General features: G+C 60.7%; 22 protein-coding genes. 14 read left to right on the plus strand and 8 right to left on the minus strand.

Annotation, left to right across the window (positions count from 1 at the left end; genetic code table 11):
* The first annotated feature begins 14 nt into the window (after positions 1-14).
* Positions 15-797 carry a DUF1217 domain-containing protein gene (locus RE429_RS05705; protein WP_414473371.1) on the plus strand — a complete coding sequence of 261 codons (783 nt, stop codon included), beginning with the start codon at positions 15-17 and terminating at the stop codon, positions 795-797.
* A gap of 118 nt (positions 798-915) precedes the next feature.
* On the opposite strand, the gene RE429_RS05710 is transcribed toward RE429_RS05705, so the two are convergent.
* Both RE429_RS05710 and RE429_RS05715 read right to left on the minus strand, forming a co-directional pair.
* Positions 916-1,521, minus strand: coding sequence for a hypothetical protein (locus tag RE429_RS05710; RefSeq protein ID WP_414473372.1), 606 nt, complete (start codon positions 1,519-1,521; stop codon positions 916-918).
* A 243-nt stretch (positions 1,522-1,764) separates the two neighbouring features.
* A complete protein-coding gene (locus RE429_RS05715) occupies positions 1,765-1,932 on the minus strand; it encodes a hypothetical protein (protein WP_414473373.1) in 168 nt (55 codons plus the stop codon).
* A 146-nt stretch (positions 1,933-2,078) separates the two neighbouring features.
* On the opposite strand from RE429_RS05715, the gene RE429_RS05720 reads away from it, so the two are divergent.
* Positions 2,079-2,345 (plus strand): GlsB/YeaQ/YmgE family stress response membrane protein, encoded by a 267-nt coding sequence (locus RE429_RS05720; RefSeq protein ID WP_370436392.1) that lies wholly within the window; start codon positions 2,079-2,081, stop codon positions 2,343-2,345.
* A gap of 67 nt (positions 2,346-2,412) precedes the next feature.
* Here RE429_RS05720 and RE429_RS05725 read toward each other — a convergent pair whose 3' ends face one another.
* Complete coding sequence (locus RE429_RS05725) at positions 2,413-2,655, minus strand: YgaP-like transmembrane domain (protein ID WP_414473374.1); 243 nt, start codon at positions 2,653-2,655, stop codon at positions 2,413-2,415.
* 126 nt (positions 2,656-2,781) lie between these two features.
* Here RE429_RS05725 and RE429_RS05730 point away from each other — a divergent pair, with 126 nt between their 5' ends.
* Positions 2,782-3,276: a ferritin-like domain-containing protein gene (locus RE429_RS05730; protein ID WP_414473375.1), complete on the plus strand. Its 495-nt coding sequence runs from the start codon at positions 2,782-2,784 to the stop codon at positions 3,274-3,276.
* Positions 3,277-3,445: 169 nt separating this feature from the next.
* On the opposite strand, the gene RE429_RS05735 is transcribed toward RE429_RS05730, so the two are convergent.
* From RE429_RS05735 to RE429_RS05745, 3 genes are all read right to left on the minus strand, one after another.
* Complete coding sequence (locus RE429_RS05735; protein ID WP_414473376.1) at positions 3,446-3,694, minus strand: hypothetical protein; 249 nt, start codon at positions 3,692-3,694, stop codon at positions 3,446-3,448.
* Positions 3,681-4,322, minus strand: coding sequence for an acyl-homoserine-lactone synthase (locus RE429_RS05740; protein ID WP_414473377.1), 642 nt, complete (start codon positions 4,320-4,322; stop codon positions 3,681-3,683). The genes RE429_RS05735 and RE429_RS05740 overlap by 14 nt, the downstream gene beginning before the upstream one ends.
* Positions 4,323-4,404: 82 nt before the next feature.
* Entirely contained in the window at positions 4,405-5,058 is a 654-nt protein-coding gene (locus RE429_RS05745) for an autoinducer binding domain-containing protein (RefSeq protein ID WP_414473378.1), read from the minus strand.
* 195 nt (positions 5,059-5,253) lie between these two features.
* Here RE429_RS05745 and RE429_RS05750 point away from each other — a divergent pair, with 195 nt between their 5' ends.
* The 9 genes from RE429_RS05750 to RE429_RS05790 all read left to right on the plus strand — a co-directional run bounded on the left by RE429_RS05750 (position 5,254) and on the right by RE429_RS05790 (position 10,944).
* A complete protein-coding gene (locus RE429_RS05750) occupies positions 5,254-5,640 on the plus strand; it encodes a helix-turn-helix domain-containing protein (RefSeq protein WP_414473379.1) in 387 nt (128 codons plus the stop codon).
* Between the two features lie 213 nt (positions 5,641-5,853).
* Positions 5,854-6,381, plus strand: a complete 528-nt coding sequence (locus tag RE429_RS05755; protein ID WP_414473380.1) for a hypothetical protein — start codon at positions 5,854-5,856, stop codon at positions 6,379-6,381.
* Positions 6,382-6,393: 12 nt separating this feature from the next.
* Positions 6,394-6,789: a phage holin family protein gene (locus RE429_RS05760; RefSeq protein ID WP_414473381.1), complete on the plus strand. Its 396-nt coding sequence runs from the start codon at positions 6,394-6,396 to the stop codon at positions 6,787-6,789.
* Complete coding sequence (locus tag RE429_RS05765) at positions 6,786-7,199, plus strand: DUF3618 domain-containing protein (protein ID WP_414473382.1); 414 nt, start codon at positions 6,786-6,788, stop codon at positions 7,197-7,199. The genes RE429_RS05760 and RE429_RS05765 overlap by 4 nt, the downstream gene beginning before the upstream one ends.
* 20 nt (positions 7,200-7,219) lie before the next feature.
* Complete coding sequence (locus RE429_RS05770; RefSeq protein ID WP_414473383.1) at positions 7,220-7,966, plus strand: hypothetical protein; 747 nt, start codon at positions 7,220-7,222, stop codon at positions 7,964-7,966.
* Between the two features lie 505 nt (positions 7,967-8,471).
* Positions 8,472-8,813, plus strand: a complete 342-nt coding sequence (locus RE429_RS05775) for a response regulator (protein WP_414473384.1) — start codon at positions 8,472-8,474, stop codon at positions 8,811-8,813.
* Between the two features lie 43 nt (positions 8,814-8,856).
* Positions 8,857-9,888, plus strand: a complete 1,032-nt coding sequence (locus RE429_RS05780; protein ID WP_414473385.1) for a UV damage endonuclease UvsE — start codon at positions 8,857-8,859, stop codon at positions 9,886-9,888.
* A gap of 108 nt (positions 9,889-9,996) precedes the next feature.
* Positions 9,997-10,446 carry a response regulator gene (locus RE429_RS05785; RefSeq protein WP_414473386.1) on the plus strand — a complete coding sequence of 150 codons (450 nt, stop codon included), beginning with the start codon at positions 9,997-9,999 and terminating at the stop codon, positions 10,444-10,446.
* A gap of 186 nt (positions 10,447-10,632) precedes the next feature.
* Positions 10,633-10,944: an SWIB/MDM2 domain-containing protein gene (locus RE429_RS05790; protein ID WP_160884290.1), complete on the plus strand. Its 312-nt coding sequence runs from the start codon at positions 10,633-10,635 to the stop codon at positions 10,942-10,944.
* Between the two features lie 18 nt (positions 10,945-10,962).
* Here the strand turns inward: RE429_RS05790 and RE429_RS05795 are convergent, their stop codons facing one another.
* Positions 10,963-11,571, minus strand: coding sequence for a hypothetical protein (locus RE429_RS05795; protein ID WP_414473387.1), 609 nt, complete (start codon positions 11,569-11,571; stop codon positions 10,963-10,965).
* A gap of 104 nt (positions 11,572-11,675) precedes the next feature.
* On the opposite strand from RE429_RS05795, the gene RE429_RS05800 reads away from it, so the two are divergent.
* Positions 11,676-12,539, plus strand: a complete 864-nt coding sequence (locus tag RE429_RS05800; RefSeq protein WP_414473388.1) for a D-amino-acid transaminase — start codon at positions 11,676-11,678, stop codon at positions 12,537-12,539.
* Positions 12,540-12,696: 157 nt separating this feature from the next.
* Complete coding sequence (locus RE429_RS05805) at positions 12,697-13,038, plus strand: hypothetical protein (RefSeq protein WP_414473389.1); 342 nt, start codon at positions 12,697-12,699, stop codon at positions 13,036-13,038.
* 6 nt (positions 13,039-13,044) lie between these two features.
* On the opposite strand, the gene RE429_RS05810 is transcribed toward RE429_RS05805, so the two are convergent.
* On the minus strand, positions 13,045-14,067 hold the full coding sequence (locus RE429_RS05810; protein ID WP_414473390.1) for a hypothetical protein: 1,023 nt from the start codon (positions 14,065-14,067) through the stop codon (positions 13,045-13,047).
* Positions 14,068-14,207 lie beyond the last annotated feature (140 nt).

The raw sequence follows: 14,207 nt of genomic DNA on the forward strand, positions 1-14,207 counted from the left end.
CTTGAAGATTTGCCATGATCAGCACGTCCACCCGATACCAGATCATCACAAGCAACTTGGCCCGCACGAAGTCGATGATCGAGAACGATGCGTCTGTCAAACGTGAAATCGAATACTACAACAAGACCATCAAAACGATCAAAACGATCGACGATTTCATCAAGAACGACCGTGTCTTCAAGTTCGCCATGAAGGCCTATGGACTCGAGGACATGGCCTTTGGCAAAGCGCTCATCAAAAAGCTGCTCCAGGAAGGGACCAGCAATCCGCTGAGCATGGCGAACAAGATGAGCAATCCGCTCTACAAGGAGTTCGCGAAGGCCTTCGACTTCGTCGGAAAAGGAGCTGATGCGACCTCCGCCGCGAGTGCGACCACCGAGGCCGTGGCGAAGTACGTTCAGCAGACCTTGGAACAGCGCGAGGGTAACGACAACCAGGGTGTTCGTCTGGCTCTGTATTTCAAGCGCAAGGCTTCGTCTATCACCAACACTATGGGAATTTTGGCCGACAAGGCGATTCTGGAGTTCGTCCAGACGACCTTCAATATCCCCAAAGCGGCGGGCCGTGCGGATATCGACGTTCAGGTGCGCCAGCTCGAGAAGCTGCTCAACGTGAAGGACCTGCAGGATCCGAAGAAGGTCGACAAGCTGATTCAGCGTTTCAGCGTCATGTGGGACATGAACAACGCGTCGGCAGCGACATCGCCGATCCTCACCCTCTTCAACCAATCGACGGATCAGGGAATTAGCGTCGATCTGATGATGAGCATCGCCAAGCTGCGCCCGGGCGGATTCTAGCGCATCGTGCCTGCGAGAAACCGGGCCCACCTATTCGCACGATGCGCTAGTGCGGCCCGCTGGGTCCGCACGATGCGTTAGAGACCAAGCCTCACGGGGATCCCGGCCGGTAGCGAGGTCAATTCGTGACTTCGGTGATCGTCGTCTCGGACGTCACGACAGCCCATCCGGCTTCGGAATGCTCGATGGAGAGAATGTGTCCGGCGCCCGGAACCTTCATCCCGGGGGTGACCCACCACAGACCGTTCGGCCCTTCGATCAGCGCGGACCCTTCCGTGGCGCGATGAATGACGTAGCGCGGGAGCGGAGCTGCACCCGACGGGCCCGACCGAGCAGGCGTCACAACCGAGTGAGTGAAGGTAGCCTTGGCCTCGAGCGCCTCCATCTGAGACGGAGAGGCGGTCCGTATGCGCTCACCGGTCGATCCGCCTTGTCCCGTGACCGGGGTCCCGATGCTGGGGAGATAGACATATCCATCACGAAGGAAAGCAGCATAGACGGGAAGGGCGGTCGCACAGATCACGAGGGCTGCGCCGATGCCGACAACGATACGGTCTCCGGAAGCCTCCTTGGCACGGATGAGTTCCTCGAGCCGACGGACCTTCTGCGCACGGCTTTCCGAAGCAGGACGATTCTCCCGGACTTCGCCTGCCCGGGCTGCCTGCTCCAATGCCTTCTCGAACCGTGTGATCATAGCCGCTGCCGTAAAGAGAATCAGAGACATGTTCTAGATGTCTCACATTCTATTACTAAGTTGTTAGCACTATCCTCGAAGGTACTTATTCCGGCGCTTACGCATGAAAGTCTTGTGCAAGCTTTGCCAGCATGGTGCTCACCCGCTCGCCGCCGGTATCCGAAAGCGGGATCTTAGGCGCACTTCCCCGCGGGGCCGCCGCTTTCTATTCTTGTTCCAGCGCCCTGCGGCTCAGGTAGCTCTGACAGCTGTCAGGACAGTGAGCCGTCGAAATCAAAGCTCCTCGGCCGCCGGAATGATCCCGAGTTCGTCAAGTTTGGCGCGCACGTCCGCAATCGGCCGCTTGAGTTTGAGGCTGATCACCGAGGCGGGCATTCCTTCCTGAGCCAATGTCTTGAGGAGCTGAACGGCTTCGAAGGTCCAAGGTGATACAGTGTTCATGGTCTTCATCTCCGAATATGCCCAAGCAGGCTCCTCTCCAAGTACGGCGAGAACATGGAAAAATGCCACTCCAGGACGACAGTAAGCCGCAACCTTAGCTTGGGATATGCGTTCCTTGAGAAGGCAACCCACTCAGGGATCAAACCATGACCATTATCTGGACCATCATCATCGGCTTCGTGGCTGGCCTCATCGCCAAATGGATCATGCCGGGCCGGAACGAGCCCTCCGGTTTCATCATGACCACCATCCTCGGCATCATCGGTGCCGTCGTGGCCACCTATCTCGGAAGAGCCATCGGCTGGTACGGCCCCAATGATGGCGCAAACTTCATCGGAGCCATCGTCGGAGCCGTTATCGTGCTCTTCATCTATGGTCTCATCGTCGGTCGGCGTTCGACGACGACCTATTGATCCGTATGCCGCACGAATAATGGGCCGCACTCCACAGCGCGGCCCATTTTTTTGTCGCCGAGCGAGATCAGGCTGGTTCGTGGGAGCCCATCAGGGCTGCCTTGATGGGGCAATTGCCGACATATCCCCTCCACGCCAGGTAAGAGCCTCCTGCAAGCGCCAGCACATTCAACAGCGGGTTGGGGCGTGGCTTGGCGGCCGCGGCGGCAAGGCCAAGGCCGGCGAGCATATAGACGCCACGCTCCATCGTGCTGAGGTTCGGCTCTCCGTTCGTGAGGGCTCCAGGTCCTGCCGAGGTGATATTCGCCACGTTTATTCTCCTTGAATAGCAGGGGGCGAACGCAACGCGGATCGGTGTTGTTCCGCGAGTCGAATCCCGCGGAACCGGAAAACTTGGCCGTCGTTGAGTCCACGCTCGCCAACATGGAGTGAACCGATGGCTGCCAAGGAAAAGACTTTGAACGACCTGTTCCTTCACACTCTGAAGGACGTCTACTATGCCGAGAAGCAGATTCTGAAAGCGCTGCCGAAGATGGCTAAGAATGCCGAATCCGAGGAGCTGAAGCAGGCATTCGAAACCCATCGCGACGAGACCGAGGGACAGATCGAGCGCCTCGAGCAGGTCTTCGAGATGCTGGGAAAAGCCGCCCGCGGCGTGCAGTGCGAGGCCATCAACGGCATTATCGAGGAAGGCAAAGAAGTCATGGAGGACTTCGCCGACAGTGAGGCTCTCGACGCCGGTATCGTGGCGGCGGCTCAAGCAGTCGAGCATTATGAGATCACGCGGTACGGCTCTCTGAAAGCCTGGGCTCAGGAGCTGGGTATGGACGAGGCCGCCAAACTGCTCGACCAGAATTTAGAGGAAGAGAAGAAGACGGATGCGCTCCTGACAAAACTGGCCGAGGCGCGCGTCAATACCAAAGCTGCTTGAAACTGAGATCGCGAGAGCCCCGCCTTTCGGCGGGGCTTGCTTCATGGGGCTCCAGCATCGGACGCGACATCGAACCCTCTTCCGATGCTGCCAGTCTCTGTTATCGAGCATCTGTTCACACAAGCCCGGTTCCCACTTTTCACGTGCCATGCCCTCAATTGCTGGCGCGTCAGTGCCTGTGAGCGTGGCAAGGGGCGATGGCCGTGTCGAGGGTCAACCGCAGAGTCCCGGACGGTTGGATCTCGAGGGTTGCCGTCATGGTGCCAGGCTGCTCCACCAGGTGCAGAAATGCCAGAAACCTGAGGCGCGCGACCGGTGGCAGCAGATCGAGCATCTGGCAAAAGGTCTCCCGGATTCCATCGATCATCTCCTCCTGCACGAAAGAGGAGAGGGGCAGCTTATCGTCAGGCAGCGACATGGGGCACCTGACGGGCAGGAGGAATGGGCATGCCGTGCCGGACAAGGGATGGTCCGCGTAATCCGGCGAGCTTGCGAACATGCTCAAGGCTTGCCGAGGAAATCTCGATGGCGGCTGCAATGCAGGGCTGCCCTTCGATGAGCCGGGGCAATCCGAGCGGGCGGACCTTAAAGCTGGTCTGCTGCCAGCGCGGCAGCCACCACATCTCGACGACGGCGGTCACCTCGCTGATATCCTCTTCAAGGCAGAATTCCTGCAGCGCGGCCAGAAGACGGCAATCCGTCCGCCCGATGCGCCGTTCCTTCACGACGAAGTAGCGGGTCCACTCAAGGGCATCCGCGGCCTGTGGAACGCCGCGTTGAACCATATGAGGAAAGACCTCGCTGATCATGTGAGGCAACAGGGTCGGATAGAGCCGCTGCCCGCCCACGACGCGGTTTGCGTCGATGGCAAGGAGATAGATGGCATTTTCGTTGTCATAGGCATCGACCTCGAGCCCGTCTGGCCTCCTCAATCTGTTCCAGCCGCGCTCTTCCACGAAGACCTGATGCCGGAGGCGATAAAACTGCTGGATACTGTCGGCGTATAGCCTTCTATTCTCATGCGTAATCACGTGAACATGGGTCACTGATGTCATCCCTTTTGTGAACGGGATGACATTTCACCCAAAATATTGGTGAGTGGTATTGTAGAAAATTACAGGTATTGGGTCAGAACTGAATCAATTTGTACTGTAGGGCCCGGGCTACGGCTTGGGTTTTGTTGGTGGCGTCCAGCTTTTGGCAGGCGCTGACGATATGGGCCGTCACCGTACGTTCGGTGATTCCGAGGATGTCGCCGGTGTCGGCCGCCGATTTGCCTGCCGCCGCCCATGCGAGAGTCTCGCGCTCCCGCGGGGTCAGGAGGTCCACTCTGCGGCAGGGGAGGGGATCGAGAATTTGCCGGACCCGTTCGAACGCATACATGGACATGAGGTGGAGAGCGGGCTTCGCTTGCGGAGACAGGTCCAGATCGACGCCGCTCATGGAGAAGCAGGCCTCATAGCCGCTGACGCCGTGGATCGGCAGGCAGAAGCCATCCGTCATTCTGAAATCTCTGGCCCGGTGCATCACCTCGGCTGCGCGGGGCTCCTTTTCGCGATTGTAAGGGGCCTCAGACCATTCAAAGGGTTGTACGGTGTTTCTGCACAGACGAATGACCGGATCGGCGCGGACATAATCCTCCTTCGCATAGATATCGAACCAGCCGATGGGCCATTTCTTCAGCAAAACGACTTTTTCAAAGCGTTCCCTCGGGTTAGGCAAGCCCGTAATAATGAAATTCTCGAAGCCGAATATGGAGAACGACTTCGCGATTGCGTCCATGATTTCTTCGGAAGTCTTTAGAGTCTCAATTCTTCCAATGAAATCAAAGGCCTCTGTCGCATGATCACAGCTTTGATGTGGCACCGGTTCCCCCAATGGCATTTCCATCAGTAGGTGTATATTATACAGATACTACCCTTGGTTAGGAAAGGGGTTTATAGGTCTGAGCCATAACGGCGTCGGCAGGAGAGACGGTTGCAGCAGAAGCTACCCAGTCCGGTGGACAGGCATATCGGCCATCGGGTGCGAACCAGACGGGCCATGCTCGGCATGAGCCAGGAAAAGCTGGCGGAGGCCTTGGGGCTCACGTTTCAGCAGATCCAGAAATATGAGAAGGGCACCAACCGGATCGGGGCAAGCCGCCTGCTTCAGATCGCGGGAATCCTGGATGTCAGCATCGAGTTCTTCTTCGCCGGTTGCCCCGACACCTCAAGAAATGGCGCTGTGGCCCGCAGTGCTATGGCGGAGATTCTGATCAGCCCGCACGGCGACCGCCTCGTCCGTGGCTTCCTGCGCCTGAAAGATGACGAGATGCGCAGGAGGGTGGCGGATCTCGTCGACTGGCTCGCCTCGCCGCGCTGAGTGCCTGAGCCGCGGCAGTCCCCTCACCGGATGATTGCCGGCGGTCCCGCTTTGGCGAACTTTGGCGGATGCAGGGCGGCGGACCGCCTTCCGAATGAAGCGTTGGGCCCGAACTCCCTGACAAGGATGATATTTTGGGCGAAAGAGCCTTGCGCCGTGCGGAACCTGCCGCGCTTCTGATGGTTACTCCCCCACGATTGAGAGAGGTTGACCATGGGCGTGGGACAGCAAAACGGAAACAGGCAGAAGGATAGCGGCGGCGACGATTGGGATGCCCTCAAGGGCGATGTCGGTGACATGGCAGGCGCAGCCGTCGAGCGCGGCCGCGATTTCATCGACTCGGCCCGTGAGCAGGCGACCGACTATGCCGGCCGCCGCAAGGACGACGTGGCGCAATCGGTTGCGGATTTCGCGACGTCCTTGCGTGAATCCACCCACTCCTTCGATGAGCGGCCGAATATTCGCGCCGTCGTCGATAGCGCGGCCGATGGCCTGGAGCAGCTGGCGGATTCGATCCGTGACCGCAGCTTTGCGGACATCTTCAATGATTTCGAGGACGTGGTCCGACGTCGTCCGGCAGCGGTGGCTGCCGTATCGGTCGCGGTCGGCTTCCTGGCGGCTCGCTTCCTTAAAAGCACGGCCGAGGATCTGCGTCAGGAACGCATGAACCCGAGCGTGTCGCCGCCACGCCGCAACAGATCCCAACCGGCACAGCGTGAAGACGCTAGAGCCGGGGCGTGAACGGAGGCGCTCATGCAGGGCAATACCAATCAAACCATACAGGGCCTCGTCGGTGATGCCCTGCGCGAGTCAACCGATCTCGCGCAGAAGGAATTCACGCTGTTCCGCACGGAAATCTCGCAGAATATCCGAACTCTCTTCATGGGAATGGCGATGGTGGTGGTCGCGGCGATCTTCGCGATCGCCGCGGTCATGCTCCTGACGGATTCGCTGGTCAAGTGGCTGGCAACGGTCGTCCATTCGGAGGCGCTGGCGGCTCTCATCGTCGGCGGTGTTCTGGCGGTCATTGCGATCGGTCTCGGTCTCTACGGGCGCCATGCCATGTCGGCCTCGGCGCTCACGCCTCAAAGGACTGTGCGTTCGCTCAAGCGTGATGCGGAAGTTCTCTCCGAAAGAGGTGCAGGATGACACAGAGCCTTCAGGAGCTGGAGAAGGACATCGAGCAAAGCCGTGCACAACTCGACCGCACCATCGATCAACTCCAGAACAAGATGACCGTTTCGGGCGTCGTCGACGACATGCTCGGCACGGCCCGCACGAGCCAATACGGCCCGCTTTACGACAGGGTTCTTGAAACCGTGCGGCGCAACCCGGTGCCGGTGATGCTGATTGCTGCCGGGCTGGGTCTGCTGGCCTTCCGCTTGGGGCGGCCCGCGCAGCGGCGCCCGACCAGGCTGATCGCCGCGGACGAGGATTTCATCACCGAGCAGGATCTCACGGGAGAACCGGACGACCTGCGTCTCTATGGCTCGGGAGCTGCTCCGCTGGAGCAGACAGATGGCATGTTCGACCATCGCAGAACGAATTCCCGCATTTGATAACGGAACAGGAGCTTCTCATGACCAACACGAAGAACGAAGGCGGCAAGTCGCCCATGGACAAGTCGCCGATGGAATCGCAGGCTGACACGGGATCCGGCAAGATTTCCGCCGGTACATCGGTGGGAAATATCGGCGAAGCCCCGATGCCACATGCTCAGGACGACAAGAAGGGTGCGCAGAGCGCGACGCTCGCTTCCCACACCTCTCATCCCCTCGGCGGCAACCGGAGCGAAGAGGGAAAAGGCGCATCCCAGACGCAACAGCGACATGCACAGGACCAAGGCGCGTCGATGACCGACAAGGCTCAGCAGATGGCGAGCGACATGCGCGATCGCGCCGGAGAGGCCTATGAAGGCGCTTCCGAATGGGCGCAGGATACCTATGAGCGGGCGACGGGATGGGCCTCGGACGCCTATGAAGGGCAGCGTCGCCGCGTCCGCCACATGGGCGGTCGGTCGGCGAAGGCTTTCGGCAATGTCCGGGGCGGCATGCAGGACTACGTTTCCGAGAACCCGATGGTCGTCGGCCTGGTGGGCCTTGCAGCCGGACTTCTGCTCGGCGCCCTCCTGCCACGCACGCGCCGCGAGAACGAAGCCTTTGGCGAGTGGGCCGATGAGGTTCGCAATCAGGGTCTTCGTTATGCCCGCGAGGCAGCCAATCGCGGCCGGGAATATGTGGAAGAGAACTTCACGGGCGACGAAGCGCAGTTCAGCCGCCATGAGAGCGAGTTCGGATCAGGCGATCGAGGCGCGAACCGGCACTGACGGCAATCCGACTTCAGAGCATCCGGCATGAGAAGTGGACTTGCTCTCGGCTGATCGGTCCGATGCCCGGTTCATGAGAAGAGGGCCTCGTATGAAACGTTCGAGGTCGCTTTTCGCAAGACGCGCTGAGCGCGAACGCGTCGGCTTCACGCCGGCGCTTTCTCTTTACGGCGGCCTCGAGGGACGGCAAGGGACGAGAAGCACTGAAAAAGGCAACGGCCACGGCGAAATCATGCGCGTACGTCCGGCGTCATCGTTTCGGCATCGTGACCGTATCTGGCAGACGAGGCGCCGCCAGCTTGGCGCCGATCCGGTGCTGCAACGGCCTCGTTTCAAGGCCTCGGCCCTATGATTTACCATAGTCGCGGAAAGCGGTGGAGATTCCGGCTGAGCTGGAACCTGGATCTTCGTAAAGCCGTTGCTCAGAAGGGTTCGAAGAAGGTTGTCATGACCGGGGAAGGCGGGCTCTCAAAAGCGATCGGTTGATTTTTGGCGGAGTGTTGGCGTGCGTATCCTGGTTCTGGAAGATGATCCCTTTATCGCCTCTGACCTTCAGGCCATCCTGGAGGATGACGGGCATGAAGTTGTCGGCGTTTTCACTTCGCTCGCTGAGACCTATGAACATCTCGATGACGGCTTCGACTATGCGCTTCTCGATATAGACGTGGTAGGGGGCAAGAGCTTCGGGGTGGCGTCGGCGCTTGCCGAGCGCGATATTCCGTTCGCTTTCGTTTCGGCATCCCAACCCGGCGATTTGCCCTCGTCTCTTTGTCGGGTGGCCTTCATTCCGAAGCCTTTCGAAGAGCGCACCATTCTGCAATCGATCAGCGATACCTATTCGTGCTAATGGCGTGAGGCATAACTTCGCCATTTGAGATTCCGCCCCCACCATGTCCCCTCCGAGACTAGGCTTCTGCTGCAAGTTCGTACCCGAGAGCCGTGATGCGGCCGATGCGCGTCGGATGAACACGACGACGGTCACCATGACTTATCTCGCGCGGCTCGAGCCGAAGGCGGCATACGACAAGATCGCTTCCGTCGTCTCCCACAATCTGGATGCGATCACACGGCAAATCGAACATGTCGCCGCCCGTCCCGCGCTGGAACGCCTCCATCGCCTTTCGAGCGATCTTTTGCCCGGCTATACGCATCCGAGCTGCCGCCGGTTCTATGAGGACCCCGATTTGAGGGGCCTGATCGAAAGCAAGCTCGCATCCGCCGGACAGAACGCCCGGGCGCACGGCGTGCGCCTCAGCATGCATCCCAGCCAGTTCTGTGTGATCGCTTCTGCCAATCCAGCTGCCGTCGCCAATGGTGTGGCCGAGTTCGAATATCATGCCGACGTGATGCGCTATCTGGGATACGGCGAGGGATGGCACCCTGACGGTGCGCATATCAACATTCATGGTGGAGCGAAGGCCGTCGGAGCCGAGGGAATCCGGGAAGGATTGCGGCGTTTGTCGGAAACCGCACGCAACCTCATCACCGTAGAGAACGATGAGGTCAGTTTCGGCCTCGACGATCTGCTGCCGTTGGCGGACGTGGTGCCTCTCGTGCTCGACCTGCACCATCACTGGATCAAGACCGAGGGCGAATATATCGAGCCTGACGATCCCAGGATCAGGGTCATCCTTGCCTCCTGGCGCGGCGTTCGACCGCTCGGCCATGTCAGCGTGTCCCGGGAGCCTCTGCTGGCGGAGCACGACATTCACGCGCTTCCCGACTATGAGGCGCTCATTCGGGCGGGGATCAAGCCGAGAGACTTGCGCGGTCACTCGGACCTCATGTGGAACCTGGCCGTCAACGATCTCGTCGCGCGCCACCTCAGGTGGACGGACTTCGAGGTGGAGGCGAAACTGAAGAACGTTGCATCCGAGGGGCTGGCTCGTCATGTGAGGGAATTCCTCCCGATGGCCGGGTGATATCCCGGTCGGGAGCCATGCCGGGAGCCACGGGGCGGCGGTCCTCGTGCGTGGAACAACTCGCCGGCTCGGGCGTTCTGGGACATTGTGCCGTGCGCCGAGTGCCTGATGTCCGAGTCCCCATCCACAGTTCTTTTGGTCGAAGACGAACCTCTTATCCGCCTGTTTGTCGCCGAACTCCTGGAGGATTCCGGGTTCAAGGTGGCCGAGGCCGCGAATTCCACGGAAGCGCTCGTTCTCCTGGAAGCGGGCCTCGAGATCGATGTTCTGCTCACGGATGTCGACATGCCCAACGGCTGCAACGGGTTCGAACTTGCCCGCAAGGTCCATGAATCCTGGCCGAGAGCCGAGATTCTCATCATGTCGGGTCGCCGCTGGCCGGCCGAGGGCGATCTGCCCCTGGGAGCGGCCTTTCTGGCCAAACCCTGCCCCAACGAGGCTATTGTCTCTCACGTACATTCGGCGGCCGAGCGGTCCCGACGTTACCCCGGCCACGGAAAGGAGCGGTCTCGTTCAAAGGAAACGGCGAGAATCCTTCCTTTTCCGAAAACAGCCTAAATTCCTGAACTCTATCTTGCTGAAGGCGCGGAGCAGACATAAGCTCTGCGCGAATTGACCTTCCATCGGGGACTGGGGTCTTGAAAACAGTCTCCGGACTATCCGACCCAGGGAAGGTCAATAGGCTTTCGGCACCATGGTACAAGGCTGCCGGCGAGCTTTCCCACTCTACTCCCGGAGGAATACATGCCGACCAAGACGACAGACGGAAAAGCCGGAGCTAAGAAGGCTGCTGCCAAGCCGGCTGCTGGTTCCAAGCCCAATGCCCTTCAGAAGCCCCTGCAGCCGTCCAAGGAGCTGGCCGCCATCGTTGGCTCGAACCCGCTGCCGCGCGGCGAGGTGGTGAGCAAGATGTGGGACTACATCAAGAAGAACAATCTGCAGAACCCCGAGAACAAGCGCGAGATCCTCGCCGATGACAAGCTGCAGCCGATCTTCGGCAAGCCCAAGGTGACCATGTTCGAGATGAACAAGCACCTCGCGCAGCACCTGAAGTAAGTCTTCAGGCCGGAATTGTCAGGAATTCTGCCGCCATTGACCGAGCGGCAGGATTTCCGGCCTCTGGCCGGGCGCTCGCCTCCATGGATCGACCGCCCATTCCTGCCCGCTTCCCTTCTCCACGATGACCGCGGAGTAGTGCGGGTAGCGTCCATCCAGAAAGAACCCCCGCGATTCCGGCCGTTTGACCTGATGATGGGCGAGCAGGCCCTTCGTTTCCAGGACGATCAGCAGGCTCGTCGTATTGGCGGTCTCATCCAGGCAGTCCATTTGACCGTGTACGCCGGACATCCGGGCGGGTGAGCCGGGAAGGTCCGGCTTGCCGCCGATCGAAGCGGCAAGATAGGCCGTATAGGAGCTCACCACCTGGGCGAGGGCGTTCCGCTCCGAGGAGGAGGAAGCCCTGGCGGCCCTGAGGAGCGCGGTCGCCCGGCCGAGCCAGGCCCCGTCCACGGAGACCGCCTGACGCCGCGAGCAGCCGTAGCCGTGACAGGCGATGATCCTGGTGCCCTCGGGCCCGACATATCCCTGGCTCTTGAACCATCCCAGCGCCGCCTGCGAAGCAAAGGCGGGTGAAGCGAGCAAGAGCAGGAAGGCCGCTGAAATGAAGGATGGCGCCGCTTTCATCGAGGGAGTACCTAAGGCTGTGCTGTTTGCCAGCGCATATAGGTCGGCAGGCCGCCGCGCCTATCAGCCAAGCTTGCTCAAGACGTCCATCCTTCGAGGTAACCATGTCCCGCATCGTCTTCCTGAACGGCTCCTTCCTCCCGCTGGAGGAGGCGAAAGTGCCCTTCATGGATCGAGGTTTCCTCTTCGGGGACGGCGTCTATGAAGGGGTCGGCGTTCTGGAGGGGCGCCTCGTCGACAACGAGGCGCATCTCGAACGCCTGGAGCGCTCGCTTCGCGAGGTGCGCATCCCGAACCCCTACAGCCGGGCGGAGTGGACGCATCTCGAGGAGGAACTCGCCCGACGCAACGGCATGACCGAAGGATTCATCTATTTCCAGGTGACCCGGGGTGTGGCCGAGCGGGATTTCACTTTCCCCGAGAACGCTTCCCCTGGCGTTGCCATGTTCACGCAGGCGAAGCCCATCGTGAATGCGCCCGCGGCCGCGACGGGCATCGCCGTGATCACCGTTCCGGACCTGCGCTGGAAGCGCCGCGACATCAAATCGGTGAACCTGCTCGCCCAGGTTCTTGCCAAACAGGCCGCCAAGGAAGCGGGAGCTCAGGAGGCCTGGATGGTGGAGGACGGATTCGTGACGGAGGGCGGCTCCTCGAGCGGCTTCATCATCACCCGAGAGGGTCGCATCGTCGTGCGCCCGCTGTCGAACGCCATTCTGCCGGGCATCACCCGCAAGGCGCTTTTGGCTCTGTCGAAAGATGCGGGAATCGAACTCGAGGAGCGCTTGTTCACGGTCGAGGAGGCCTATCAGGCCGCGGAGGCTTTCATGACGAGCGCATCCAGTTTCGTGCTCCCCATCGTTTCCATCGACGGACGCACCATCGGCGACGGGAGGCCAGGTCCGATCACGAAGAAGCTGCGCGAGATCTATATCAGGATGGCGGCAGCCCCGCGCATGGCTGCCGAATAACGACCGCGTCGGACATGACGTCGAGCTCACGTCCGATGCTTCAACATTTTGATTTTGATCATCTTTTCACGCAGAACCGGTTCCCGCTTCCCGCGTCCGATGCTCCAAAGCGGAACTGTGATGAGGATCGCCCGTTGCCTCTCGAAAGGAGCGATCCATGAAGAGAATTCTGGTTCTATCCGTGGCCCTGGTGGGCGGGGTTACGGCTGCCATGGCCCAAAACCCCGATGTTCTGAACCAGCGGGCGCCGAACATGCCGCCGCTGCAGCAAATGCCCCCTGAGAAGGTGGAGCCGCCTGGATCGGCGACGCCGCAGGATCCGCCATCGACAGGCTCGACCTTGAGCGACAAGCTCGAGCAATCCAATGGGGTCATCCGCCCGCCGGAAACCGGGGCACCCGATATCACCGTGCCTGCGCCAGTGCCGAATCCGGGCACGACGCCAGTCATCCCGCCGCCGGGCAGCCCGGGCGGCAATCAGCAGATCCAACCCAAATAAGGCGGCTCAGGACGCAGCCGGACCGGGCTGGCTCTGCTTTCCCGCCGACTTGCTGCGCCGTCTGTTGTTGCGGCCATTGCCGCCGCGGCGTGACGCGCCGCCATTGGCGTTCATCACCTTTGCGGCGACTTCGCTGATCTGACGGCGCAGCTCTTCATCTCCCTTGCCGGAGCTTTCCTGGTTGGCAAGGCGGGTCTGCGCTTCGTCGCGCTCCGCTCCGATCTCACGAATGCGCTGCTCCAGAATCAAGCCCCGTTCCTGTTCGGCGGCCAGATCGCGGGCGAGATCCGCGAGGCGCTTGCGCTCGTCCGAGAGTTCCGTGTGACGCTCGTTGAGCGCACGCTCGAAGTCGTTGCCGCGCGCCGTCTGTGTCATCAGGCGCGTTTCGAGGTCCGAGATCGCGATGCGCTTGGCGTCGATCTCGGTGAGAGCGGCCGTCAGGCGCTGATCGGCATCGCCATATCCGGATTCCAGCTGAACGAGCTTTTCCTGCGCATGAAGCAGGTCGGTTTTGAGCCTGGAGCGCTCGCCCTGAGCGAGATCGAGCTCCATGCGGGTATTGGACAGCTCGTCCAGGGTCGCCCGGTGGGCATTTTCGAGCGCCGTGAGGGTCTCGCGGGTGCCGGAAAGGAAGGTGCGCGTCTGGCCCAGCTCGTCCTCAATGGCCGCGAGCTGCGTCTGCGTTTGTGCGAGAGCAGTCTCGAGCTGCACGATCGTCGCGTCGCGCTGGGTGAGAGTGCTCTCAAGAGCCTCGATGCGCACGGCGCGACGGCCCAGCTCTTCCATGCTCTCGTGCTTCGCCGCGAGCGCCTCCTCGGCCCTGCGCTCGATCTTGCGCTGCAGCACCGCGAATTCGGCGCGAAGATGATCCTTCTCCGCCGTCAACTCGGAGATCGACATGGGAAACAGCGCCTCGGCCCTGCGGCGCGCAAGGCGCTCCGCGCGGGCATTGATGGCAGGAATGATGAGGAGTGCGATGAGGGTTGCAGCTACAAACCCCAGCGCGAAAATCATGATGGTTTCAACCACGCGGACGCCAACTCCAAGAGACCTGACAAGAGACCTGACCGGTCACGAGACCTGACTGGTAACGCTCAAGCACCTTGCCTTGTGCCTGCACAGCTTTCCAGAGAGGTCAGCCCCAGCTTGCCGGTTGTAGCGCATCTTCG

The organism is Microvirga sp. M2, from assembly GCF_047497095.1.
In the GTDB taxonomy this organism is placed as follows: domain Bacteria; phylum Pseudomonadota; class Alphaproteobacteria; order Rhizobiales; family Beijerinckiaceae; genus Microvirga.